This window comes from Ochrobactrum sp. XJ1, assembly GCF_024701725.1.
GTDB classification, from domain to species: Bacteria; Pseudomonadota; Alphaproteobacteria; order Rhizobiales; family Rhizobiaceae; genus Brucella; species Brucella anthropi.
The window spans coordinates 384,226-410,011 of record NZ_VDGD01000005.1; the positions used below are offsets into that span (position 1 = coordinate 384,226).

The following is a 25,786-nucleotide window of genomic DNA, read 5'->3' on the forward strand; positions in this document are numbered from 1 at the left end:
AAAAAGATTAAAATATTGAAATTAAATGATTTTCTGCAGATTTCGATTTACTTTCGTGCGGGTCTTGTGCAAGATTCTGCGTGACTATTCGTTTGAATTTGCATAAATATGCACAAATGAAGGTGCCATCGAAGATTACAAAATTCCTTTTGGTTGCCCTCGCTTTCTTACTGGCAATCGGTGTGTGGTTTTCCGCCCGGCTGTGGGCGGAAAACGAGGCGCTTGATGGACTTCGGCAAAATGCGACGCTTGTAGCGCGTCAACAGACCCGCCTGATAGACAGTGAACTGGCAAAGTTCCGGTTGTTGCCTGTGGTTTTGAAGGAGTATAGCGATCTGCGTGATGTGCTTGCTGGCAGATCGGAGGACGCGACCACTCGTCTGAACCAAAAGCTTGAACTTCTTGCACATCAGATCGGTTCGCCAATCATCTATGTGATCGCTCGTGACGGAACTGTTATTGCGTCATCGAATGCTAATACGCCGGAGAGCTTTGTCGGACGCAATTACGATTTCCGGCCTTATTTCAAGGGCGCGATGGCAGGAGGTTCGGCAGAATATTATGCCATAGGTGATTTGAGTGGGCGTTTCGGCCTTTTTTTGGCGCGGCGCATCGGTGATCAGGCTAATCCGGTTGGTGTGGTCGTCATCAAATTTGAATTCCACAGACTGGTGCAAACATGGGCAAATGACCCCGGCCAGACCTTCGTTGTTGATCCTCGCGGGATCATACTGGCCTCCACTGATAAGGCCGAAGACCTTCGCTCTTTTCAGACTATATCAACTACAGAACGCACAAAGATTATCGAGAGTGGACAGTTCAATGCTGCGGATATGAAGCCGAGCAATTATCGTTTTGCGCCGGATGGGATGATGATCGGGCCGTCCGGCCAATATTCAGTTGCGGTCGACGAGCCGATTGCCGAAACGTCTCTGAAACTGGTTCATATCGAACCTATGGGGCGGGCGCTACGCGCTGCCAACGACCTTGCGCGCCTGATAACGGTGGCAGTTATGCTCGTTTTTGTCATGATCGCCGGTGCCGTTTACTGGCGAGTGAGCCGCGCAGCGCGTGCGGCAGCCTATCGTGCCGAACTCGAGACTGCAGTTGAACAGCGCACTGCCGCATTGAGCGCGGAAATGGCGGAACGTGAACTGGCTGACAAACGCTTTCGTGATGCGCGGGAAGAGCTCGCCCAGGCGAACAGGCTTGCTTCCCTCGGATCGATCACCGCAGGGCTGGTGCATGAAATCAACCAACCCGTCGCGACCATTCGGACGCTCACCGAAAACGCACAGCATCATCTAGCACATGGCAAGCTCGATAAGGTCGCCCAAAACCTCAATACATCTGTGGAACTGACAGCGCGCATAGGCTCTATCACACAGGAAATGCGCCGGTTTGCGCGCCGTCGCAGCGGTGTCGTTCGCTCGCTCCCGCTGAATGAGCTTGTGGATGGCACAATGCTGCTGATGGGAGACCGGTTCCGCAACGCCAAGGTTCAACTGGATATACCGGAACGTTCCGACGTGGTGATACTTGCCTGCCGCGTCCGATCAGAGCAGGTGCTGGTGAATTTGCTGCAGAACGCATTGGATGCGGTCGTGAACATCGAGAATCCACGTGTTTCGTTCAGCGTCCGCGACGAGGGCGACCAGATTTCCCTTGTCGTGGACGATAACGGACCCGGCATTGATCCCCAATTGGCTGACGAGATTTTTGGCCCATTTGTTACAGGAAAAGCGGATGGCCTCGGTCTGGGGCTGGGCATCGCGAGAGACCTCATGACCGAATTAGAAGGAACGCTACGCGTCGTTCCATCGCAGCTTGGCGGTGCAGCTTTTGCGGCAACCTTGAAGCGGGCGAAAGAGGAGGGTGGCCTTGACGGAAAGTGAGCCTTTGCGCGTGATGCTGGTCGATGACGATGCAGCATTTCGTACGGCCTTGGCCGATTCATTTGAAATCGCAGGTCTTGATATTGAAGTGCACGGTGACGGTCAGTCCGCTTTGACCAGTTTGACGCCTGACTATCCGGGAATCGTTGTGACCGATATCCGCATGCCGCGGGTTGATGGACATGCGGTGATGGAAACATTGTTGACGCGTGACCCGGAACTGCCGGTTATTTTGATGACTGGACATGGCGACATTGGAATGGCTGTGGCCTCGCTCAAGAAAGGCGCCTTCGATTTCATAGCCAAACCATTTGCTGCTGATCATCTGATATCGAGCGTTCGCCGCGCCCTGGAAATGCGCCGACTGGTGCTGGAAAATCGCCGCCTTCGCCGGGCTGCGGCAGATGCCGAGCAGGATTATCCTCTACTTGGTGAAACTCCGGTGATGGTGCGATTGCGTGACACGATCCGCCAGCTTGCCAGTGTCGATGTCGATGTGTTGATAGAAGGCGAAACCGGGACCGGAAAAGAATTGGTGGCTCGCCTCCTGCACCGCTGGAGCGCACGACATGCCCGCAGTTTTGTTGCTATCGATTGTGCCGCCTTGCCCGACGTCATTGCCGATGAGGTTCTGTTCGGCAGTCGCATCCAGCGCGGGAGAATAGCCGACGCGGATCGCGGCACGTTATTTCTCGACGAAATTGACAGCATGTCACTGACCGTTCAGGGTAAGCTTCTCCGTGTTGTCGAAGAGCGTGAATTGCCTTCGCTTTCAGGAGAGCCTCGCGCGGTCAATCTCAGGATCATAGCGGCTGCGAAAGGTAATCTGGAGGAAGCTGTGACTTCCGGTCGCTTTCGTTCCGATTTGTTTTATCGCCTTGAAACGGTCAGGCTCCGTGTTCCGCCTCTGCGCGAGCGGCGGAAGGATATCGGTCTGCTTTTCTCTTATTTCCTTAATGAAGCAGCTGTCCAATTCGGCCAATCGCGACCTGCGATCGATGCAGTCATGGAAGCACGATTGAACTCGGACGAATGGTCGGGAAATGTCCGCGAACTGCGCAATTATGCCAAGCAGGTCGTGTTGGGATTGCGCCACGATCCAATCACGGAACCCAGTCCGCTTTCGCTGTCGGAGCAGATGGACCGTTTTGAAGACGGCGTTATTCGCGCGACGCTGGATCGTTGCAACGGTGATGTGGGGGGTGCTGCAGTTCTGCTGCAATTGCCGCGGCGCAGTCTCTACGCTCGCCTACAAAAGCTTGCAATTGACGCTTCGACCTTCAGAAAGCGTGATTGATGTTTTCATTACGGGGTTGGTTTGATAACGATGCCAGCGAACCCGCTGATATTGACGCCAAGTTTTTGCCAGACGACGGTCTGGCAATGAGGATGTGATGGCTACCCCCCTTGATAAAACACAGATCCGCTCCCTGTCGGTCTTTGCCGGCATGGATGATGCGGGTTTTGATCAGTTTCTTGGTCTGGCTACTCGGCGCGCTGTTCCGAAAGGAGCCGCCGTCTTCAATCAAGGTGACGATGCAAGCCACTTTTTTGTGTTGTTGCATGGACGGTTGAAAGTCATGCAAGTTACTGCCGATGGGCAGCAGATTATTGTGCGGGTCGTCAATCCCGGAGAACTTTTCGGCTTCGCGGTAGCGTTGGGGCGCAAAGACTATCCCGGTACGCCTCTGGCCGCGGTCGATAGTTCCGTCCTTGCCTGGCCGATGGAAATGATGACTGATTTCATGGCGCGCAGCCCCGCACTCGCTGTGAATACGATGCAGATGATTGGGCGCAGACTGGATGCCGCGCACAATCGCATCAGAGAGATATCAACGCAAGAAGTCGAACCGCGCGTGGCACATGCAGTGCTGAGACTTGTTCGTGAAGCTGGGGTAAAAGAAAGTGGCGGTGTGCGTATCGATTTTCCGGTTTCGCGACAGGATATCGCTGAACTGACCGGAACAACTTTGCACACGGTTTCGCGTATTATCAGCCAGTGGCAGACTAAGGGCTGGGTGGAAGGTGGCAGACAATCGTTGCTCGTTCGCGACCTCCGGCATCTGAAATCGATTGCCGAAGGCGAGAGCTAGAGTTCTTCCGATAGAAGTAAGAACGGTCTCGATCTAGTTTGCAGTCGCCGACCGCTGACGGCTGATCCATGCAGCCCCGATGTTCCCATGCAAGAACCCGTTGGAGAGCGGGACGCCCGGATAGACAGTTCTCAAGCGCGCAATGCCGTCGTCAGGGCTGATAGATCGGTTTAGCACCTCGTCATGGATATGGGCTACTTCCACCATGTCGCAGTCCTGCGGTGACAGTCTAAAACGCCTGATCCCTGCTTCTTGCAGCTCAGGCAGGTCCTCAATCAGTGACTGACAGGTATGAGAGAGCGTCTGCACACCGTTCAGTGCCAGAAATGGTTGGCTATCCAGGGTCTTGACTGGCAGTCCGTCGGGCTCTTCACCGCAAACAAATTGGCAGTTGTCCTTTATGTGGCCCTTGGATCGCGCATGCGCACAACGAGCTGAAATGGCGAGCGGCACTCGTCCGAACGTGAATACTTCAAACGCAATCTCAGGCGCGGCTTTGACGATCTCCCGGATTGAACTGATTGATAACTCTGGCGGCAGGCAGATAGACTGTGCACCACGGGCCGCAAGAACCTTGGCAGTCGCAGCATTATAAACATTGACCAGTGGACCGACTATATGCGGCACACCGGACAACAGCCCCAGTGCCGACAGATCGTTTGCCTCCACCGGTAGTGTCGCCTCCTTGATCGTGTGACGAACCTGTTTTGCTTCCCGTTCAAGCATGACAAGCGCCAGCGAACCGACGTTCACCGTTTTTCCTGCGCGTTGCAGCCGCTCGATCACAGCATCCATATAAGGTGTCAGGAAATGGAACCGTTTGGAGCAGACGATTTCACCGACGGTGACGCGGTCGATCGGGGCTTCATCGGCGATACGAAAATAAAAATCCCGCCATTTTGGGCCGTCCCACAGGAAGAGAACGGGACCAAGGCTGAGGCTGGGTGCTGACATATCTATCTCCAGCGTTTGTCGTAAGCGCCCGAAGTCGTTTGCTGGCCTTCGCTCAGCAGACGGAGGCGGGACAGAAGGGCGGCGCGGCTTTCGGGACTTGCTGCGAGTGTCTGACGCAGTGTGGAGACGACTTCACCAACATAAGCCTTGCCGCGTTGGCGACCCTCAATCTTGAGCGCTGAGACGCCTGCCGCTCGCAACTCATCGATATGATTCATGACATCGAGTGAAACCGGATCTTCAAATGCATAACCTTGATCGTCTGCGATATTGAACCGGCCTTTACAGAGTGTCGGATAGCCGGTGGGCTCGCCCAAAGGGAAACGATTGATCGTGTAATCGCCGAGTTCGGAGACGAGTTCCTCTCCGTCTTGCCGGTAGCGGACGTGGCTGGCCGGTGAGCAAACACCGTTCATGTTGGGCGATCTGCCAGTGGCGTAGGACGACAGAGAGCATCGTCCTTCTGCCATCACGCATAGTCCACCGAATACGAATACTTCCATTTCGCAGCCGATCTTGCGGCCGAGTTTCGCAATATCAGCGATGGTCAGTACGCGTGGCAACACGACGCGCTTTGCCTTGAATGCATCGACGAGAAACTGAATCGCGTCTGCGTTGGAAGCTGAGGCCTGTACGGATACGTGGAGCCGCTGTGTTGGATGCTTCTCGGCAGTATAGGCCATGAGCCCGAAATCGGCGAGAATGACTGCGTCTGCACCAAGGGAGGACGCATCGTCTACGGCTTGATACCAAATGTGCTCATCGCCTGCGCGCATGAACGTATTGATGGCAACGAAAACCTGTGTTTTGCGGGCATGGGCGAACTGGATTGCATCGCGCAGTTCGTCACGGCTGAAGTTAAGGCCGGGAAAGTTGCGTGCATTCGTTTCGTCGCGAAAGCCGCAATAGACCGCATCCGCTCCAGCACCCACTGCTTCACGCAAGGCCGATGGCGTTCCTGCAGGACAAATCAGTTCCATCCGGTAGCTTCCTTGCCGAGGGCCTTGCTGCGTACGTAGTTTGCAATGCCGCGGACCATCGGGGCAAACGGTCCTGCACTTGTGCCGAGGTCGGATGGAAGGTCTATATTGCAGTCATCCAGCGCATTGCGAAGCGCCAGCATGGCCTCCATGTCGCCCGTCACGGTAATATCCCTGGAGAAGAACAGCGCATCTCCATCAAGCTTACCTTCGAGAAGCGCGAGCAGCATAACCAGTGGTCCTTCGATGCCTGCGTCGACCTCCGTCGCTTCGTCCTCGCGCACGATTGTGATGCGCGGCTTATCCGGCTCGATCACAAAAGCAAATGGTATGTCGGACGGGCGAAAACGGAACCGCTTCGTCGCATAGTCTCCGAGACGCTCGAAGAGGCCCGGATGCGCGCGCATTACTTGAAAGAAAATGCGCGAGACAAAAGGGGCGATCAGAAAAGGCGGAACAAGCCGGGCTGGAACAGCCACAGCCGGAGGTATCTTCATCATCACTCAGCTCCGGTGAGCTTTACAAGGTGAGTTCAGAACTAGGCGATTCAATACAATGACAGTTTGATTCAGATCAAAGACGGCGAAAGAATTCGATATTCAAAACTAGGGGCATGAAAACGGCTCGCTCTCTTCCGTCACATTACGACTGCCTGCAAAGCTTTTTGTCGGAGCTTGAACGGGGCAACGATCTCATTCGGATCAAACGTCCGGTCTCACTCGTCCAGGAAATAACAGAAATCCACAAGCGTGTGCTCGAAGTGGATGGTCCGGCATTACTCTTCGAACAACCGGTCGATGCAGACGGTCATCAACATTCAATTCCACTCGTGGCCAATCTTTTTGGTTCCGCGCGACGTATTGCATTGGGACTTGGTCGTGTCGTCGAGGAAATTCCAGATCTTGCGGAGATGCTTGCGGAACTGCGTGCACCAAAGCCGCCCCGTTCAGCAGGGGAAATATGGAGCAAGCTGCCTTTGGCAAAGGCAGCATTGAATATGCGTCCTCGGCAGGTCCGACGCGCATCGGTGCAGGCGACGATATTGGAAGGCGAAGCAGTCAACCTCGATCTACTACCGATCCAGTGGTGTTGGCCGGGAGAGCCTGCGCCGCTTGTTACCTGGCCGCTGGTTATCACACGGGCACCAGACGATCCATCCGACGTAAATGTCGGAATTTACCGGATGCAGAAGCTTGGCCGGGATAAGTTGATCATGCGCTGGCTCGCCCATCGCGGCGGTGCGCGTCATCACCGCATGTGGCAAAAGCGAGGCGAGGATATGCCTGTTGCTGTTGCTATCGGGGCCGATCCGGCGACAATCCTTGCAGCCGTTATGCCCTTGCCTGAAGGGATGAGCGAACTGGCCTTCTCGGGCCTGCTTGCTGAACGCAGGCCTTCCGTCGTTGATGCGCACACTGTGCCGCTCTCCGTGCCCGCTAACGCTGAAATCATTCTGGAAGGACGAGTTTCTGCATCAGTGACAGCGCCAGAGGGGCCTTATGGTGATCACACGGGCTATTACAATAGCGTTGAGGAATTTCCGGTCATGCAGGTCGCAGCGATGACCATGCGGAAAAACCCGGTCTATCTTTCGACCTATACTGGTCGCCCGCCGGATGAACCCTCAAGACTTGGCGAAGTGATGAACGAGCTGTTCGTGCCAATTGTACGAAAGCAGTTCCCGGAAATCGCCGATCTGTGGCTGCCTCCAGCGGCCTGTTCCTATCGGGCAATAGTCGTTTCGATTGACAAGCGCTATCCCGGTCAGGCGCGGCGGGTGATGATGGGGCTTTGGTCGATGCTGCCACAGTTCAGTTACACGAAGCTCATAATCGCCGTCGATCCCGACATAAATGTTCGCAACTGGGATGACGTCATGTGGGCACTTGCCACACGCTTCGATGCCAGTCGCGATGTCATCACGCTTACCGACACACCAGTGGATTATCTCGATTTCGCGTCGCCGCGCTCAGGTCTGGGCGGGAAGCTCGGACTTGATGCGACCAACAAAATCGGTACGGAAACTGACCGGGAATGGGGTGCGGTGCTGAAGATGAGCGACGATGTAATCGCCTGCGTGGATGCAATGTGGGGCGAGCTTGGGTTGAGTAAGGAAAGCATACGATGAAACGGGTTGTTGTTGGCATTTCCGGCGCATCGGGCGCTCTCATCCCGCTCAAACTGCTGGAACAGCTTTCTGCTTTAAGCGATGTCGAGACCCATTTGGTCGTATCGGACGCAGCGCAACACACATTGCGCCACGAGTTGGGTCCTGACGGCTATGCGCTTCTGCACAGGCTGGCGCACAGAAGTTATTCCGTCAGCGATATAGGTGCACTGATTGCAAGCGGATCAGTCGCAACGGCCGGTATGATCGTTGCGCCGTGCTCCATGCGGACGCTCGCGGCGATCGCAACGGGGCACAGCGACAGTCTGTTAACCCGCGCTGCGGACGTTCATTTGAAGGAGCGGCGCAGGCTGGTCCTGATCGCGCGGGAAACGCCGCTGCATCTGGTCCACCTGCGCAACATGTGCACGGTGACAGAAATGGGCGCGATTGTGATGCCGCCGGTTCCGGCCTTTTACTTCAAACCCCAATCGGTCGATGAAGTAGCCGATCAGATCGCGGCACGAGCCATTGATCTGATCGGTATTGGCGAAAAGCAATCGGAAAGCTGGGCGGGAATACCCGGCAATCGATAGCAGTAGTTACGGCATTATGTGAAAGGTTCGGTTGGGCCTTTCGCTGGTTGGGTGAACCATTTTGGTCCGGTCGCCGTCATATGGATATGGTCTTCCAGACGAATACCGAACTGGTCCGGGACTACGATCATCGGTTCGTTGGAAAAGCACATGCCTTCAGCGAGCGGGAGCGAATTGCCACGAACGATGTATGGGGCCTCATGAATTTCCAGACCAAGGCCGTGACCGGCTCGATGCGGAAGGCCGGGTAGCGCATAATCCGGTCCCAATCCATGCTTCACGAGCGTAGCGCGTGCTGCATCGTCAAGGGTTGAACAAGCCGCACCAAGCTTTGCTGCGTCAAAAACGGCTTGCTGTGCTTCGCGTTCAATTGCCCATATGCGCGAAAACTCTGCGCTTGGATCGTCCAGCATGTAGGTGCGCGTGAGATCGGAGTGATAGCCATCAATCCGGCACCCGGTATCCACAAGGATAACGTCGCCGGGCTGATAGAACTGTTCGCCATCTGCGCCATGTGGCAACGAAGTCGCCGTTCCGAACGAGACGATGCAGAATGTCGAGCCGCCTGCGGCGCCGAGGGCACGGTGCTGTTCATCGATAAAGCGCACCACTTCGCTTGCGGCAATGCCGGGCTTGATCAGTGCATGCGCGCGGCGATGAACTTCAAGCGTCAGATCCATCGCGTACTGAATAATAGCGATTTCATTGGTTGACTTGCAGATGCGCTGTTCACGGATCAGTTCGCCGCCGTCAAGCAAGCGCTCCGGCGAGATTTCCTGTTTAAGGGCATTATAGACGAACAGCGGCACGGCATCGTCCACGGCAAGTGTAGCACTTGCCGGAATGAGTGATGCTATCAGCGCTGCGCTACTTTCTTCCTCCTGCCAAACACGGATTTCTCCTGGCAGATGCGGCAGGCTTTCGACGCGGCTCTGTTCAAAGCCGGGAACGATATAAATGACTTCCGACGGTGTGACGAGGGCACCCAGAAAACGTTCGCTGATGTGCCAAACAAGCCCGGTATAATAACGCAAACTTGCCGTTGGCCCAAGGAGAAGGCCGCCAATCCCGCGCTCTCTCAACTTGCCTTGCAACAATGCCAGTCGTTCCAGGCGCTCTTCCTGTTCGATCCGCGGAGGAGATGACGGTGAAGTCATAATGCATACCTTTGTGATTTTGTTTGTGCGCAAGCCTGTGTCTGAAAGCAGCTCGCTTGTCGCCAGATATATCACGGCTTGCGCCGTCTGAAAGTAATCTCTCTGCTCTTGTGTTCAAAAATGCAGGACTGCATGGACGATCGGCGAAACACGATGTCGAGTTCGTTTTTCAGCATTTATTGCGACAGATGCGAGACCATTCCCGCAACAGCATGAGAGAGGTAAGCGATCACAAATTGATGATTACCGGACTAAACGTCCTATGGTACATTGCAGGCTTGAATGTGAAACATTAAGTGACATCACACTGTAGTAATAATGTTTTGATATAATTCGCGCAGTTTCAAAATGAGTTCAGCGTTTGTGAGGTTTCATGTCCGAGATATGGCAGTGGGTTTCCGCTTTCGGTTTTTCGATTGTCATCATCGTCGCTGCGTTGGTCTATCTCAACATGTCCAACCGTGAAACGCCTGGCGACATGTTCAATCTTTTCACAAAGGTCGGTGCTGTCGCAGTGGCATTCCTTGCTGCCTTCGCGAGCCTCGCCGCAGCAGCTATTATTGATTGATCCAACCGCTTATATTTTCAGCGAAGACACTGCCGCTTCGCTTTTATGTACGTAGTCATTGGCATCCTGTTGTCGCTGAAATAGCAGGATAAAAAGCAAATCGGTCAGAACCAGTTGTGCATCGCGTGCGGTGATCGATGATGAGCGAACGCGTTCTTCGTCTGCGACTGTGTACAGACGAATGTCGGCGATCTTATTGAGCGGGTTCTCGTTGAGGCCTGTGACGGCAATCACAGTCGCTCCCCATTTTTTAGCCTGTTCAGCAATGCGAAGGGTTTCAATGCTCGTTCCTGAATAGGAAAGGGCAAACAGAACGTCACCCTCGTGCAATGTGGAAACATTGGCCATCTGGATGTGACTATCGCTGTCGTGCATCACATTGCGACCGAGCTTCATCAGCTTGTAAGAAAAATCGCGTGCGACGAGTGACGATGCGCCGACGCCGGCGAGGTGGATACGCCGGGCGCTGATCAGGGCTTGCAAAGCGCCGTCGATACCTTGTTCATTGTTGGCGGAAATCGTCTGCTGCATGGATTGCAGTTTACTGCCGATAAGCTTCTGCAGAACCGTGATATAGCTGTCCCCGGTCTCAATGCTGCCATGGACCATGCCTGCCGGAACCTGCCATTCCTTGGCGCGCGCCTCACTAACGGCGAGTTTAAGTTCTTGATATCCGTTAAACCCGAACTTCTGACTGAACTTGACGACACTGGATTGACTCCGACCGGTTGCGACCGCGAGCGCGGAAGAGGAAAGCTTCAATACCTGTTCTGGATGATCGACGATGAACTGGCCGATCTTTCGGTCTGCAACAGTCAATTCGTTCAGTTTGGCGTTGATCTTTTGCAGGATCGACATGCGCGATTATTCCCCATTCCGGCGCCGGAGGGCTCGATATTCGGTTGCCTTGCCTCATAAGACAACCGAAATTGATTTGGAATATAAAATTCCAATCTTTTAAAATTTACGGAATGAGCTAACAATCCGCAAGAGAGGACATGGTGGAGAGACATGGAACGATTGCGAATTGTCGGTGGACGACCATTGCAGGGAGCAGTCAATATCTCCGGTGCAAAAAACGCCGCGCTGCCTCAGATCGCGGCCTCCTTGTTAAGCCCTCACCCTGTTGAACTTACCAACCTCCCAGCGGTGAGTGATGTCGAAAACATGCTCAATGTCGTGCAGTCACATGGAGTACAGGTCTCCCGCGCGCCGCACTCGACGACAATAACCGCCACAGATGTTGTCGGAGGAGAAACTCCTTATGACACTGTAAGACGAATGCGTGCGACGGTTCTGGTGCTGGCACCCTTGTTGGCGAGACTGGGCAAGGTTCGTGTTTCCTTGCCGGGCGGGTGTGCCATCGGTGCGCGTCCCGTGGATATGCACTTGAAAGCGCTCGCAACACTTGGCGCAGATGTGTCCATTGATCGCGGCTGGATCGTGGCTTCGACTGATAACGGCCTGATCGGAAGCCGGATTGTTTTGCCAACGCCTTCTGTTGGCGCGACGGCGACGGCGATGATGGCGGCAACTTCCGCTCGTGGCGAAACGGAAATATTGAACGCGGCTCGTGAGCCGGAAATTGGCGACCTCGCCGCATGTCTCGGGGGCATGGGTGCGCAGATTGAAGGAGCGGGTACGCATCGCATTCTGATCCAGGGCGATACATCTTGGCGGACTGCCCGCCACCACGGCATACCGGATCGTATCGAGGCCGGAACTTACGCTGTTGCTGCCGCCATTACAGGCGGCACGCTCGAACTCACGCATGCCCGTCTTGAACATCTCGCGTCTGTTGTGCAGGTGCTTGAAACGATGGGCGTCAGCGTTTGGCCAAGCGATCGCGGTCTGGTTGTTTCGCGCAACGGCTCCTTGCGTGGCGCAGATCTGACGACCGAACCCTATCCGGGTTTCCCGACGGATTTGCAGGCCCAGTTCATGGCGCTGACGGCTTGTGCCGAAGGAGCATCGCTCATTCGCGAAACGGTGTTCGAAAGCCGGTTCATGCATGTGCCGGAACTGATGCGGCTTGGCGTCGACATCAAACTGCAGGGAACAACTGCGCTGGTACGCGGCGGACGCCCGCTGCATGGCGCACAGGTTATGGCAACGGATTTGCGGGCGTCCGTGTCACTTGTTCTTGCAGCACTCGTGGCCGACGGAGAAACTGTCGTTAATCGTATCTATCATCTGGATCGTGGATATGAACAGCTTGACCGCAAACTGAAGCTTTGCGGTGCAGATATAGAACGGCTGTCAGAATGACGTCGGACAGGGTTGGGAAAGATCAGTTCTATCTTGGTGTGGATGGCGGCGGTACGGGCTGTCGAGCCCGGCTGGAAAATGAGACCGGCAATGTGCTGGGACAAGGATTGTCTGGCCCGGCAACTACACGGCTCGGGATAGACAAGGCGTGGGAATCCATCGCACGTGCGTTTGACGCAGCAATCAGCGAGGCGGGCCTGGGTGCTGAAGAGTTGGCCAGAACACATGCAGGCGTTGGGCTGGCGGGCATAGGCAGGCAAGGTGCGCTCGAAGCACTTCAGGCTATACAGCATCCCTTTTCGAGTATTCATTTCATGAGTGACGGCAAAGGCGCATGTCTCGGTGCACATTCGGGTAGTGATGGGGCTATCGTTATTGCCGGGACCGGCTCAATTGGTCTCGGCTTCGTGAATGGTATCGACATTCGCGTCGGAGGCTACGGCTTTCCAATTTCCGACGAGGGTAGTGGTGCTTTTCTGGGGCTGTCAGCGATTCAACAGGCCCTTCAGGCTTATGATGATCGGATCGAGCGTACGCCGCTTCTCTACGAGGTTATGGAGCGCTTTAATCAGACCCCGATGGACGCTGTGGCGTGGATGGACCGCGCAACCGCTACAGAATATGCGTCTCTGGCGCCTATGGTCATGCGTCATGCGGACCAGGGAGATGCAGCGGCACGCCGTATCGTTCAGGCGGCTGCGGGCCACATAGATACTATCGTACGCGCGCTTTTCGAAAAGGGGGCGCCGCGCGTGACCTTGCTTGGCGGGCTTGCTTCCCCACTTGAACCGTGGTTGGCGCCAGACGTCCGCCGACGGTTGAAACCTGCCGACGGTGATGCGGTTTCCGGTGCGATCATTCTTGCGCGAAACATGGCTTCTGCAAATAAGGAATAATTTATTCCTTATTTTGATTGACTGATGGAATTTATAATCCTAACATTTGTTAACCATAAGGCGGCGCGTTTTGAACGCTGCTCGATAAGCAGGCAGAGGCATGACGGAACAGGCGTTGTTATCTGAACTGGATAGGCTGGTTTCTGAAGAGCGAAACCCACGCACGATGGATATCGATCTCTTGTCGAGCCTTGCTATCGTACGCCGCATCAACGACGAGGATCATCTGGTTCCCGCTGCTGTTGAGCAGGTGCTGCCTCAGGTCGCCCAGGCCGTCGATAAGATCGTCGACGCATTTCGGGTTGGCGGCCGGCTGATTTATTTGGGCGCAGGAACAAGCGGACGTCTTGGCGTTCTCGATGCATCGGAATGTCCGCCGACTTTCAGCGTACCGGAAGGCATGGTGATCGGGCTGATTGCAGGCGGCGTGGATGCATTGCAACATGCAATCGAAGGGGCAGAAGATGATCCGTCGCTCGGGGAATCTGATCTGCGCAACATAGGTCTAACTTCGCGCGATGTTGTCGTGGGAATCGCCGTTAGCGGGCGAACGCCCTATGTAATAGGCGGTCTCGCCTACGCAGCATCGATCGGCGCTACGACCGTGGCGCTCTCCTGCAATCCCGATTCGACCATTGCGACCATGGCTGAAATCGCGATATCGCCGGTTGTCGGGCCAGAAATACTGACGGGCTCGACGCGGCTCAAGTCCGGTACGGCGCAGAAGCTCGTTCTTAATATGCTGACGACGGCGAGCATGATCCGAATAGGGAAGACATACGAGAATCTCATGGTGGACGTCAGTGCCACCAACAATAAGCTTGTCGCGCGGGCATCGCGAATTGTCATGCAGGCAACCGGTTGCGGGGCGGGGGAGGCAAAACGCGTTCTCGCTTTGACGGATAATGAGGTCAAGCTTGCGATCCTCATCACGATCACCGGAATGCCAGTGGATGAGGCAAGAAAGGCATTAAAGAATGCTGGGGGATTTCTTAGACAGGCAATAAATGCCAATAAAGCGTGAGCCGAAGCGGGGAAGCAGTCGGACATTAGCATTGCAGTCATTTGCGAGGGAAGAAAATGGGAGCGAGTTTCAAGAAAAGCCTTATTGCAGGCGCGGCCGCAATAGCGTTGAGCATTGGAAGCTTTGGTGGATTAGGTGTTTCGACGGCTTTTGCCGCGACGCTCCGAATGGCTTGGTCGCAGGATGCCACGGGCCTCGATCCGCATAAGCAGCCAGCATTCTCATCGATTCGTCTGCTCGAGCTCATCTATGAGCCGCTCGTCCGTCTTGGTTCCGACCTTCAGATCGCGCCTGCCATTGCCAAAAGCTGGGAATTTTCCGAAGGCGGAAAGGTTCTCACATTCAAGCTCGACAAGAATGCGAAATTTCAGAACGGTCAGCCGGTAACGCCAGCCGATGTGAAGGCCTCCTTCGAGCGCATTCTGGATGAAAAGACAGGCGCCGTCGCGCGTGCGAATTTCGGTTCCATTTCTGCTATTGAAACGCCGGATGCTGAAACGGTCGTCTTCAAACTCTCCCAGCCTGACGTTCCGCTATTGGCTGCAATCGCCAGCATCAATGCGGCAGTCGTTCCAGAAAGCGAGATCAAGGCTGGAACTATAGGTACGAAAACTGTTGGGTCGGGTCCATTCATCCTTGAGCGCTGGGAACCGAATTCCAAGGAAGTGCTGAAAGCCAATCCCGACTGGGCGGGCGGTAAAATAGCGATCGACGGGATCAATATCAGTGTCCTGCCGGACGAAACAGCAATTCTTGCGGCGCTTCGCGCCAAGCAGATCGACTTTGCGCTCCTCAACGACCCGCTGGTCGCAACGATGGTGCCAAACGAAAGCGCTCTGGAACTGGTGCGCACTCCGGCTCTTGCTTATCATGTCCTGCAGTTGAACCCGTCGCGCAAGCCGATGACGGAACTGGCCGTGCGTCAGGCAATCTCCTGCGCTGTTGATCGTCAAGATGTGCTCGATACAGCCTTGCTCGGTGAAGGCAAGGTAACGGGCCCGCTGACAATGCCCGCCTATGCGAGCGATCCAAACACGCTCTTCTGCTACAAGCGCGATGTCGAAAAAGCGAAGAAGCTGATGGCGGATGCCGGTTATGCGGATGGTTTTTCGGCAACTATCATTGCTGCGAATGGAGAACCTGCAACCGCTGCGGCTGAAGCCCAAGTTCTCCAGTCGCAACTCGCCGAGATCGGTATCAAGCTCGATATCCGCATGATGGAACTCAACGTCTATGTTGATACGTGGTTGAAGGGCGACTTCGACATGGCGGTGGCGCTTAACGGTGGTTCGGCTGATCCCTATACAATGTATGGCCGTTACTGGACAAAGGCAGGTAACCTGCAGAAAGTCGCACAGTATATTGACGATACGCTTGACGATCTGATGCAAAAGGGAAGAGCTGAAACTGATCCTGAAAAACGCAAGCTTATCTTCTCTGATTTCGAAAAGCACATAACAGAAGTTTCTCCTTGGATATGGCTTTATACGGCCAACAACTACGTCGCCTACCAGAAGAACGTTACCGGTTTTGAGCCTCGCGCTACCGGTTCGCTGTTCGGCGTAACCAAGCTGCAGATCGGGCAGTGACGTCATGAAATCCGCCACGTCTTCAATATGGAGGCGTGGCTTTCCAGTGCCTTCCTTGACGGCAGGCCGTGAGTAATCTGACATGAATTATCTGACACGTCGGCTGCTGACATTTCCCCTGGTTATGCTGGGGGTGTCGATCCTTGTCTTCGTCGCGATCCGTATGGTTCCAGGTGATTCCATTACGGCTATGCTTGGAACGGAAGCAGGGCTGCTGACGCCGGAACAGCGGCAGTCTCTGGCGCAATATTTTGGTATCGACCAAAACTGGACCACACAGTACTGGCGTTGGCTCGGTGACGTAGTGCAAGGTAATCTGGGCGTCTCGGTCACATTCGGGAAGCCAGTTCTGACAGTTATTTTGGAACGCTTCCCGCTGACACTGCAGCTGGCATTGATGTCGATGATTATTGCCTTGCTCATCGGCCTCCCGGCCGGGGTTTATGCAGCAACGCGCAACGAGAAAATGTCCGATCTCGTGGTCCGCATTTTTGCAATGATCGGGCAGTCGACTCCGAGCTTCGTTCTTGGTCTCCTCTTCATTTATATTCTTTCGGCAGGGTTCGGTGTGTTGCCGACTATGGGCGAATTCACGCCGCTATGGGTAAATCCGTGGCAGAATTTTCTACAGATGATTTTGCCCGCCATAACGCTCGGCTGTGCATTTGCGGCGTCGGTCACACGTATATCGCGTTCGGCTATGCTGGATGTTCTAAGTGATGATTATGTTCGCACTGCCCGCAGCAAGGGTGCCTCGGCTCGCTCTGTCATCTGGCGACACGCATTGCCGAACGCACTCATCCCTGTGGTGACGCTGAGTGGTGTAGAATTCGGTTACCTTCTGGGCGGAGCTGTGCTGGTCGAGCAGATCTATGCTCTGCCGGGGCTCGGACGCATGGTGCTGGATGCCATATTGCAGCGCGACTATGCGCTGGTACAGGGTAGTATTCTCTTCATCGCGTTCAACTTCATGATCGTCAATCTGCTTGTTGATCTTCTTTACGTTGCGCTCGATCCGCGCATTCGTCTGGGGGAAAACTAATGCAGATATTGCGTTCCGTTTTTGCTCATCCGAGTGGTCGTATCGGCGGGTTCATCGTATTGATCTATCTGATCGTCGCGTTTCTGGGGTATTTCGGTTTTACGCCGCATGACCCGTTGATGCAGTACCGGATAGACAGGCTGCGTCCTCCAAGTGCTGCCCACTGGATGGGAACTGACCTGTTCGGTCGTGACGTCATGAGCCGCCTGATGGCAGGCATCGCGCAATCCTTCATCGTTGGCTTTTCTGCGGTCGGAATTGCCGCCATCACGGGCACCGTTCTGGGATTGACTGCGGCATGGTTTGGGCGGTGGTGGGATGGAACTGTCATGCGCGTCATGGACGTGCTTCTGGCATTCCCGGCAATCTTGCTTGCGCTTCTGATCATCGCCGTTGTCGGACCGGGAACAGGAACAAGTATCGCCGCCATCGCCATCGTCTACACCCCGATTTTTACGCGGGTTGTGCGTGGTCCGGCTTTGTCGATCAAAACACGTGAATTTGTTGATGCAGCGCGTACGTTCCACAGTGGCAACCGTTATATCCTTTCGCGCCATCTGCTGCTTAATCTGGTCGCGCCTCTGACCGTCCAGATCACCTTGGCGCTTGCTTGGTCGCTGCTGACTGAAGCAGGCTTGAGCTTCCTCGGTCTCGGCACGCAGCCGCCGGCTTCGTCGCTTGGTCTCATGCTGGCAGATGCGCGCAATCTCATGGAAACCGCGCCATGGCTGCTGGCATTTCCGGGACTGGCGATCATGATCGGTATACTTGGCTTCAACCTTCTGGGTGATGCTCTGCGCGACATTCTCGATCCCAGAATGCGGAGGGTAGCGGCATGAACAAGCTTCTGTCCGTCTCAAACCTTCGTGTCGGTTTCGGGCGCAATCCTGAAGCCAATGAGATTGTGCGCGGTGTGAGTTTCGATCTCGCCGCCGGGGAAACGCTGGCGATTGTCGGGGAAAGCGGTTCCGGTAAATCTGTAACGGCCTTGTCGATCAATCGTCTTGTGGACTTTGGCGGCGGGCACATTATCGATGGAACGATCGAGTTGAATCGCGCGAACGGTATTACCATCGATCTTGCGACCGCGAATGAAGCTGAGCTGACGAAAGTCCGTGGCGCGGAAATCGGCATGATTTTTCAGGAGCCCATGACGTCACTCAATCCAGTGCTCACTATCGGGACACAGATTGAGGAATCGTTTCGTCTTCACCGTGGACTTACCGGCAAGCAGGCAGCTTCCGCTGCCAAGGACGTACTTGATCGCGTACGCATTCCGGATGCTGCACGGCGTCTCAAATACTGCCCGAACCAGCTTTCCGGCGGTATGCTGCAACGGGTGATGATTGCAACGGCGCTTGCCTGCAATCCGCGCCTCATGATCGCCGATGAGCCGACCACAGCGCTCGATGTTACGGTACAGGCACAGATCATGGCACTTCTGGCAGAGCTGAAGCGCGAAACCGGCATGGCGATGATCTTTATCACTCATGACATTGGTCTGGTCGCAGGTATGGCCGACAAGATCATGGTCATGCAACACGGCGAGGCAGTGGAGCAAGGTGAACTGAATGTCGTTCTCGATCAGCCTCAGCATCCTTACACGCAGCATCTCCTGAAGGCTGTGCCACATTTTGAAAGCGGCAAGGCGGTACGAACGGATAACGTACGAGCGGCCAAACCCGGAACGAACCCAATTCTGGCTGTGGAAGGGCTCACAGTCCGGTTCCCCGTCAAGGGCGGCATTCTTGGCCGCAGACTTGGTGCAGTTCATGCCGTGGAGAGTGTCGATTTCGATCTTGTTCCGGGCGAAACACTGGCGGTCGTAGGGGAGAGTGGTTCGGGTAAGTCGACGACTGCGCGGGCGATTCTCGGGCTCGTCAAAGCGTCACGCGGCAAGCTTGAAGTCGGTGTAACAGATACCGCCGACACTCGAAATTCATCTTCTGTGCAGATGGTTTTTCAAAATCCCTATGCATCGCTTAATCCTCGTCTGCGTATCGATAGCATTCTTGCTGAGCCGGTCATAGCTGCTGGCGGGCGCGACGGGCCGGAAACACGACAGAAGATGCTGCAGTTGCTTGACCGGGTGGGGCTGCCTGCAAACAGTCTGGAACGCTATCCGCACGAGTTTTCCGGCGGGCAGCGCCAGCGGCTTTGTATTGCCCGCGCCTTGATGCTGAATCCTTCAGTGGTGGTACTCGACGAAGCCGTCTCAGCTCTCGACGTATCCGTACAGGCGAAAGTGCTGGAGCTGTTGATCGATCTCCAGAAGGAACGTGGTCTCGCCTATCTGTTCGTGTCGCATGATATGGCGGTAGTGGAGCGTATCGCGCACCGCATCGCCGTCGTTTATGCTGGGCAGATCGTGGAAATTGGCGATGCCGCTTCCATCCTGTCTGCACCAAAACACTCCTATACGAAGCGGCTGATCTCTGCCGTTCCAAGTATTGATCGGCGCAACGAACATTTTACCCTCGATACGCGACAAGTGCCTTCACTCGTACGCCCGCTGGGATATGAGCCGGCACCGGCAAACTGGCAGACATATGGTCATGATCACATGGCCCGGACCGAGGCATAACTATCATGGCAGAACCGAATGTCCGCCACTCCGTCGATACTGCTTTTACGGCTCGCTTTGAAAAAGCTTTCAGCCTTCTGACAGGTGCGTGCGACTCAGGCCGTATTCCGGGAGGGGTGCTCGGAATGGTCGATCTCTCCGGCAACCGGGCTGTCCGGGCGACTGGCTATGCGCAGATCATTCCGGCCCGGCGCGCGATGACAACCGATACGTGGTTCGATCTCGCCTCGCTGACCAAAGTGATTTTCACGACACCTCGCATCCTTACGCTGGCCGAGGAAGGTGTCATTGACCTCGATGCACCATTGATCACGTTGCTTCCGGATCTTCGGCAATATGATAATGATGCCTGGGAGCGCAAAGTCACCTTTCGTGAATGTCTCGGCCACCAGACGCCATTTCCGTCGGTCGAACCGATCTACACATATGGACGGGATCCGGAATTGTTGCGCGCATTCGTATTGCAACGCGAATGGAGAGAATCCGCGCTGGTTTATTCAGACATCAATTTCATTCTGCTCGGTTTTGCGATGGAAAGATTTTACGGCAAGACCATTCGCGAGATGGACCCCGGCGAAGGCTTTGCCTTTTCCGCGGAGCCGGAGATTAGTGCCGCTACCGAAGATTGCACTTGGCGCAATCGTGTGCTCTGCGGTGAGGTGCACGACGACAATTGTTCAGCGTTGCAGGGTGCGGCGCATGCGGGTCTGTTCGGTACGGCTGCGTCCATACTTGATTTTGCGCTTGGCTTGCTTGACGGCACGGGTGCATCGCAAAACGTTATCGAACACATGCGCCAACCACTATCCGCCACCCGCACGCATGGCTGGGAACGACCTTATGACGGTTGGTCGGGGGGCAATTTCAATTCGAAGGATACAATCGGGCATACCGGTTTCACGGGAACCGGCTTGTGGATTGATTTTGAAGCGGGCAGGGCATGGACCTTGCTCACCAATCGTATTCATCCGACACGTCACTTTGACAGCGGTATTCTGGCGCTGCGTCAGGGTGTCGGCGACGCAATTTCATTGGGATAGGAGACGTCTATGCAGCCAATATGGGCCGTTGGCCTGATGACCGGTACCGTTCTTGATGGAAACATCGATGTTGCCCTGTTGAAAACTGATGGCGAAACCATTGCGGAATTCGGCGCTTACGCGTTGAAACCTTATCCGCGTTGGATTCGTGATCTTCTCGAACAGGCGCAGGCCGAGGCTCGCGTCTGGAATTTTGAAGGTGCGGAACCTGCGATTTTTGCTGAGGCAGAGGAAGCGCTGACACGCGCCCAGTCTGCGGCTGTGCGCGAACTGGTTGAGGAAAGCGGGCTGTCGATGGCGGATATCGGCGTTGTCGGTTTCCACGGGCAGACGGTTTTGCATCGTGCACCGCAGGCAGGCAGGCTTGGTGATACAAGGCAGCTTGGCGATGGAAGGCTTATGAGCCAACTGCTCGCTACTAAAGTGGCTTATGATTTCCGGACGGCAGATATTCGTGCTGGCGGGCAGGGTGCTCCGCTTGCGGCCGTCTATCATGCTGCCTTGCTGCGCAGTGCCGATGCGAGTGGCAATACTGCGATTCTCAATCTCGGTGGTGTCGGTAACATCACCTGGTGGGATGGTGATGACGCACTTGTGGCATTCGATACCGGTCCAGCCAATGCGCCTATCAATGACTTTATGAAAAAGCGGGGATTGGGCGAAATGGACCGCGACGGGGTACTGGCAGCAAAAGGTAAGGTAGACGAAGACCGGCTCGCCGAACTGCTCAAGCACCCCTATTTGATTGCTCCGTATCCCAAGTCGTTGGATCGCTTCGACTTTACCGAGACGATGGCCGACGGCCTGAACGAGGAAAATGGCGCGGCGACATTGACCGCGTTCACGACCTCAGCGGTGGGGAAGGCTCTGGACATTCTGCCGCGTCGGCCGAAACGGCTTGCAGTCAGTGGCGGTGGTCGTCGCAATCCAACCATGATGCATATGCTGGTCGAGCGCGCCAAGGTGGAACTCGTGCCTGTCGAAACGCTTGGCTGGCGAGGCGATGCTGTAGAAGCTGAATGTTTTGCTTTCCTCGCAGTGCGAGTCTTGCGCGGTTTGCCTATCAGTTTTCCGAGCACAACCGGGGTTCCTGAGCCAATGACCGGCGGAGAACTAGTCGGTTGAAGAGAAAATAACTATCCAATTTCTCCAAAGGGCAGCGTCAATCACGTTGTCCTTTTTGTTTTTAACGGCACGAATTGAGCCTGATTGACCTAGTGCTCAGCTGATACGGCATATTAAAAGCGTTACTATCCAATAAAAACGATCTAACATTAGGGTAATTCACTAACTGCGGTCGTTTGAAGTTACGTTGCGGCAAGCTTGACGCCGATATTTCATTTTTATTGCATAAGAACATGAAAAAATACAAGACTCGTGCGATCTTCACGTTGATTTAGGCAATTCTCTTTATTGGTCTAATTTATCATGGAGAAATGCAATGAAACTAATTCGAGTCCTTGCCTGTCTGCTCTTGCCTTTCGTCTGGCTATCCGGGGCCGCTGCTGAACCGCTGGCCAAACCGACGGGTAAGCCGATTCTGGTCATATCCGGCAATATTTCGAATACAAATGTTGGCGATACAGCACAATTTGACCGGGATATGCTGGAGGCCCTGGGTTTGGTGACCGTAGAAACGGCAAATCCATGGTATGATGGTCGTGTGCGTTTTGACGGCGTGTCGATGGACAAGCTTATGACGCTTGTCGGCGCCAAGGGAACGAAAGTGACTGCGGTAGCGTTGAACGATTATGTTAGCTCGTTACCGATGGAAGACTTCAAGAAGTTCAATGTTATTCTTGCCATGAAACGAGATGGCAATTACATGCCGGTTCGCGATAAAGGACCATTGTTTATTATTTACCCGTATGACAGCGACCCACAGCTCCAAAGCCAGACCTATTACACACGTTCTGCGTGGCAGGTTGCCAAGCTGATAGTTGAATAGAGGCAAAGTGTGAGACGAATTCTAGGCGTCATTATCTGTTGTTTCGTGGTGGCAACGGCCTATATCGCCTATGTCATTGCCGAACGACAGACAGCGCTTCAGAAATTCTCCCGTTATAATGATTCCTGGGCTGTTGGTCAGACAGTATCGGAATATATGCGGCTTGAGCATGTTCTGGCTGGATACGTCCTGGATATGAACGAAGAAACGCGCGACGAAGTGCGGCTTCGCCTCGATATTATGCTCGGGCGACTGGAACTGTTGCAGCAAGGCAATCTGCGCTCCTTCATTCAAAACGATCAGCGGCGACGCGATCTCTTTTTGAAGTTAAGCGACGTTCTTCAGGCACTTGACGTCCAGCTGGATAAACTTGATGCAGACGAGGTCAAAACCCATCTGCAATTAATGAGTGCGCTTGATGGTCCGATGACAGCGCTTGCGTCATCTGCAGTTGAGTATGATGTCGGACTTATCGATGCTGCCCAGGCAGAGGTTCGCCAGTTGCATCTCATCTACACCGGATTGGCGGCGGGCCTCATTCTCTGCGGCGTCGTGCTCGTTATTCTTCTGCTGCGTCACAACAAGCTTCTTGATCGGGCGCATGGCAGCATGCAACGCCTGACAAGCGATCTTCGGCAAGCGACAGGTGAACTGCAGTCGCAGAATTTTCGACTGGAGCACGATGCACATCACGATGCGCTGACCGGATTGCCCAATCGTGTCCTGTTCCGGCAGGATTTGGAGAAAAGGCTTGAAGCCGCACAGACGGGAAGCCAGTCGGCCATTATTCTTCTTCTGGATCTCGATGGGTTCAAGGACGTAAACGATACGCTTGGGCATGATGTTGGCGACGCACTGTTGCAGGCAGTTGCACGACGTCTTACCAAACTCGGCGAACGAGGTGACATGGTGTGTCGCCTGGGTGGGGACGAGTTTGCCGTGCTTTCCACGGGATTACGGGAAGAGGAAGCACTGGAACTTGCGGATCGCCTGATGGACGTGATCAGCCAGCCTTATCATGTCGGCGAGCTGGAAATCAAAATCGGAACCTGTGTCGGTGTCGCAATCTCCGAGGGTGAACCCGACACGGAGGAACTTTTCAAACATGCCGATTTGGCGCTTTATGAGGCAAAGGCTCTCGGGCCTGGTCATGCGAGCGTATTCAAATCGCAGATGCAGACGCGTTTGCGGGAGAAGAAGTCATTTGAGGCCGATCTTCAGAAGGCACTGGAGAATGGTGAAATGGAAGTTTACTATCAGCCGCAAGCCTGCACCATAACGCGTGAGATATGCGGTTATGAGGCTTTGCTCCGTTGGACTCACCCTATCCGGGGGGCAGTTTCACCGGTAGAGTTTATTCCCGTGGCCGAGAAGATTGGCTTTATTCACGCGCTAGGGGATTGGGTGCTCAAGACGGCCTGTCTTGAAGCTGCTCATTGGAATAAGCCGCTCAAGATCGCAGTCAACCTCTCTCCTGTTCAGTTTCGCAGCCTGAACCTCATTCAAAGCGTTATCGATGCCCTGGAGCAAAGCGGCCTCGAAGCGAATCGGTTGGAGCTCGAGATCACAGAATCAGTTCTGCTGGACAAAAATGAGCAGACCTTGAGCACTCTACGCCAGCTAAAAGCATTGGGTATCCAGATCGCGATGGACGATTTCGGAACAGGCTATTCCTCGCTTGGCAGTCTCAGCGGGTTCCCCTTCGACAAGATCAAGATTGATCGATCTTTCGTACGCGATGTGACAACGCGACCGGACGCACTGGCGATTGTCGAACTCGTAACTGGGGTCGGGCGCAGCCTCAGAATGGTAACAATTGCAGAAGGCATTGAAACCGAGGAGCAGTTCGAGTGCCTGAAGCGGTTGGGATGCGATCAAGTTCAGGGTTACCTCATAGGTAGGCCGATGCCAGCTTCAAAACTCAAACATCTTCATGGTCGGAGTGGGCAGGACGTCAAGGCGGTCGGTCATGCATCAAATCGCTGACGATATAGCGGTGTGACAACTGGCATCAGATACGCAAATCAGTTTATGTTCATATGCTAATCACATCGTAAAGTTACGTGTGATGCTTTCAATAAATTGGGGCGCATTTGGTCGTTCGTTCGGACGCAATGCTCCAATGCTGGGGAACTGGGGCGTAGGAATTGCTGAAAGTACATGGGATTAACGTGCCGATCGCATCTGACGAAGTTTCGCCGGTTATCTGGCAGGCTTTGATGAGCGGCAGCTATGAAGCCAAAGAAGCGCGTTCGATTTTCAAGGCAGTGAAGCCGGGAGATCGCGTGCTGGAGCTCGGCTCAGGCATCGGAATTATCACATCGATTATTGCCAAGATTGCCGAGGTGTCTGTTTGGGCTTTCGAGGCTAACCCGTCTACTGCAGCGCTTGCTCAGCGTGTAATCGATGCCAACGGCATCAACAATGTTGTGCTTTCCCAAGGGATTCTTACTGCAGGCGAACCCCGCTCTTTCCGCTTCTATGTGCGGCGTGACCTCTGGATGTCATCCATGGATGAGAATCAAGGGCCATACGAACACGCTATAGAATTGTCCTCGACCAATATTGACGAGTTCATCACTCGCCACGGTATCAATGTTCTTGTCATGGATATCGAAGGCGCTGAGCATCACCTGCTGCAAAACGCCGATTTGACGGGTGTGGAGCGCATCTTCCTTGAATTACATGATCACCTTTATGGCTTGGCTGGCATCCGGGATATGATGCATGCGCTAGCGGCGAAGGGATATGCGTATGATCCACGGGGGTCTCAGGGGCCATGTGTGTTGTTTGCCAAGGACGACGGTGTTCGCGAATACGAACCCGAATAGAGTATCGCGATCATAATATGTGTGTTTTTGAAAAGAGCCGCTTTGAGCGGCCTTTTTCAAGTTGGCCTGTGGAAAGAAAATTCCTTCTTTTTTACGAAACTGCGTTGACAGTTTGGAATGATGGGGTCTATATGGCGCCACAACGAGGGCGGCGACGCTGCTAGCGGCAGGTTGGTTCGTCCCTTTGGTTGGTTGAAAGTGTTTGACGGCGACG

23 protein-coding genes are annotated in these 25,786 nt (G+C 54.5%); 18 read left to right on the forward strand and 5 right to left on the reverse strand.

Annotated features, from left to right (window positions below):
• Positions 1 to 116 precede the first annotated feature (116 nt).
• The 3 genes from FG152_RS11515 to FG152_RS11525 all read left to right on the forward strand — a co-directional run bounded on the left by FG152_RS11515 (position 117) and on the right by FG152_RS11525 (position 3,988).
• The gene (locus FG152_RS11515; protein ID WP_010661744.1) at positions 117 to 1,895 is read left to right on the forward strand and encodes a sensor histidine kinase; all 1,779 of its coding nucleotides are present in this window, start codon (positions 117 to 119) and stop codon (positions 1,893 to 1,895) included.
• Positions 1,882 to 3,192: a sigma-54-dependent transcriptional regulator gene (locus tag FG152_RS11520; RefSeq protein ID WP_029376325.1), complete on the forward strand. Its 1,311-nt coding sequence runs from the start codon at positions 1,882 to 1,884 to the stop codon at positions 3,190 to 3,192. Before FG152_RS11515 ends, FG152_RS11520 begins: the two co-directional genes overlap by 14 nt.
• 97 nt (positions 3,193 to 3,289) lie before the next feature.
• Positions 3,290 to 3,988, forward strand: coding sequence for a Crp/Fnr family transcriptional regulator (locus FG152_RS11525; protein WP_010661746.1), 699 nt, complete (start codon positions 3,290 to 3,292; stop codon positions 3,986 to 3,988).
• A 33-nt stretch (positions 3,989 to 4,021) separates the two neighbouring features.
• Here FG152_RS11525 and FG152_RS11530 read toward each other — a convergent pair whose 3' ends face one another.
• The 3 genes from FG152_RS11530 to ubiT are packed head-to-tail and all read right to left on the reverse strand — an operon-like array spanning position 4,022 to position 6,422.
• Entirely contained in the window at positions 4,022 to 4,942 is a 921-nt protein-coding gene (locus tag FG152_RS11530) for a U32 family peptidase (protein ID WP_010661747.1), read from the reverse strand.
• Positions 4,943 to 4,944: 2 nt separating this feature from the next.
• Positions 4,945 to 5,922, reverse strand: coding sequence for a ubiquinone anaerobic biosynthesis protein UbiU (gene ubiU, locus FG152_RS11535; RefSeq protein WP_010661748.1), 978 nt, complete (start codon positions 5,920 to 5,922; stop codon positions 4,945 to 4,947).
• Entirely contained in the window at positions 5,913 to 6,422 is a 510-nt protein-coding gene (gene ubiT, locus FG152_RS11540) for a ubiquinone anaerobic biosynthesis accessory factor UbiT (RefSeq protein WP_010661749.1), read from the reverse strand. Before ubiT ends, ubiU begins: the two co-directional genes overlap by 10 nt.
• Positions 6,423 to 6,535: 113 nt before the next feature.
• Here ubiT and FG152_RS11545 point away from each other — a divergent pair, with 113 nt between their 5' ends.
• Positions 6,536 to 8,050, forward strand: coding sequence for a UbiD family decarboxylase (locus tag FG152_RS11545; RefSeq protein ID WP_010661750.1), 1,515 nt, complete (start codon positions 6,536 to 6,538; stop codon positions 8,048 to 8,050).
• A complete protein-coding gene (locus FG152_RS11550; protein ID WP_010661751.1) occupies positions 8,047 to 8,625 on the forward strand; it encodes a UbiX family flavin prenyltransferase in 579 nt (192 codons plus the stop codon). Before FG152_RS11545 ends, FG152_RS11550 begins: the two co-directional genes overlap by 4 nt.
• 14 nt (positions 8,626 to 8,639) lie before the next feature.
• Here the strand turns inward: FG152_RS11550 and FG152_RS11555 are convergent, their stop codons facing one another.
• Positions 8,640 to 9,782: a M24 family metallopeptidase gene (locus tag FG152_RS11555; RefSeq protein ID WP_105529418.1), complete on the reverse strand. Its 1,143-nt coding sequence runs from the start codon at positions 9,780 to 9,782 to the stop codon at positions 8,640 to 8,642.
• Positions 9,783 to 10,155: 373 nt separating this feature from the next.
• Here FG152_RS11555 and FG152_RS11560 point away from each other — a divergent pair, with 373 nt between their 5' ends.
• Positions 10,156 to 10,350, forward strand: coding sequence for a hypothetical protein (locus FG152_RS11560; RefSeq protein WP_010661753.1), 195 nt, complete (start codon positions 10,156 to 10,158; stop codon positions 10,348 to 10,350).
• Positions 10,351 to 10,359: 9 nt separating this feature from the next.
• Here the strand turns inward: FG152_RS11560 and FG152_RS11565 are convergent, their stop codons facing one another.
• Positions 10,360 to 11,208: a MurR/RpiR family transcriptional regulator gene (locus tag FG152_RS11565; RefSeq protein WP_010661754.1), complete on the reverse strand. Its 849-nt coding sequence runs from the start codon at positions 11,206 to 11,208 to the stop codon at positions 10,360 to 10,362.
• A 153-nt stretch (positions 11,209 to 11,361) separates the two neighbouring features.
• On the opposite strand from FG152_RS11565, the gene murA reads away from it, so the two are divergent.
• From murA to FG152_RS11625, 12 genes are all read left to right on the forward strand, one after another.
• Entirely contained in the window at positions 11,362 to 12,618 is a 1,257-nt protein-coding gene (gene murA / locus FG152_RS11570) for a UDP-N-acetylglucosamine 1-carboxyvinyltransferase (protein ID WP_029376327.1), read from the forward strand.
• Positions 12,615 to 13,514 carry a glucosamine kinase nucleotide-binding domain-containing protein gene (locus tag FG152_RS11575; RefSeq protein WP_010661756.1) on the forward strand — a complete coding sequence of 300 codons (900 nt, stop codon included), beginning with the start codon at positions 12,615 to 12,617 and terminating at the stop codon, positions 13,512 to 13,514. Before murA ends, FG152_RS11575 begins: the two co-directional genes overlap by 4 nt.
• Positions 13,515 to 13,614: 100 nt before the next feature.
• Positions 13,615 to 14,538, forward strand: coding sequence for an N-acetylmuramic acid 6-phosphate etherase (gene murQ / locus FG152_RS11580; RefSeq protein ID WP_010661757.1), 924 nt, complete (start codon positions 13,615 to 13,617; stop codon positions 14,536 to 14,538).
• A gap of 56 nt (positions 14,539 to 14,594) precedes the next feature.
• Positions 14,595 to 16,127 (forward strand): ABC transporter substrate-binding protein, encoded by a 1,533-nt coding sequence (locus FG152_RS11585; protein ID WP_010661758.1) that lies wholly within the window; start codon positions 14,595 to 14,597, stop codon positions 16,125 to 16,127.
• Positions 16,128 to 16,209: 82 nt separating this feature from the next.
• Positions 16,210 to 17,169 carry an ABC transporter permease gene (locus tag FG152_RS11590; protein WP_010661759.1) on the forward strand — a complete coding sequence of 320 codons (960 nt, stop codon included), beginning with the start codon at positions 16,210 to 16,212 and terminating at the stop codon, positions 17,167 to 17,169.
• Positions 17,169 to 18,008, forward strand: a complete 840-nt coding sequence (locus tag FG152_RS11595) for an ABC transporter permease (RefSeq protein ID WP_010661760.1) — start codon at positions 17,169 to 17,171, stop codon at positions 18,006 to 18,008. The genes FG152_RS11590 and FG152_RS11595 overlap by 1 nt, the downstream gene beginning before the upstream one ends.
• Positions 18,005 to 19,753 carry an ABC transporter ATP-binding protein gene (locus tag FG152_RS11600; protein ID WP_010661761.1) on the forward strand — a complete coding sequence of 583 codons (1,749 nt, stop codon included), beginning with the start codon at positions 18,005 to 18,007 and terminating at the stop codon, positions 19,751 to 19,753. Before FG152_RS11595 ends, FG152_RS11600 begins: the two co-directional genes overlap by 4 nt.
• Before the next feature lie 5 nt (positions 19,754 to 19,758).
• On the forward strand, positions 19,759 to 20,793 hold the full coding sequence (locus FG152_RS11605) for a serine hydrolase domain-containing protein (RefSeq protein WP_010661762.1): 1,035 nt from the start codon (positions 19,759 to 19,761) through the stop codon (positions 20,791 to 20,793).
• A gap of 9 nt (positions 20,794 to 20,802) precedes the next feature.
• Positions 20,803 to 21,918, forward strand: coding sequence for an anhydro-N-acetylmuramic acid kinase (locus FG152_RS11610; protein ID WP_010661763.1), 1,116 nt, complete (start codon positions 20,803 to 20,805; stop codon positions 21,916 to 21,918).
• A 316-nt stretch (positions 21,919 to 22,234) separates the two neighbouring features.
• Complete coding sequence (locus FG152_RS11615; protein WP_010661764.1) at positions 22,235 to 22,741, forward strand: putative pterin-binding protein; 507 nt, start codon at positions 22,235 to 22,237, stop codon at positions 22,739 to 22,741.
• A 9-nt stretch (positions 22,742 to 22,750) separates the two neighbouring features.
• Entirely contained in the window at positions 22,751 to 24,727 is a 1,977-nt protein-coding gene (locus tag FG152_RS11620; protein ID WP_012092576.1) for a putative bifunctional diguanylate cyclase/phosphodiesterase, read from the forward strand.
• A gap of 161 nt (positions 24,728 to 24,888) precedes the next feature.
• Positions 24,889 to 25,572 carry an FkbM family methyltransferase gene (locus FG152_RS11625; RefSeq protein ID WP_012092577.1) on the forward strand — a complete coding sequence of 228 codons (684 nt, stop codon included), beginning with the start codon at positions 24,889 to 24,891 and terminating at the stop codon, positions 25,570 to 25,572.
• The last annotated feature ends 214 nt before the right edge of the window (positions 25,573 to 25,786 follow it).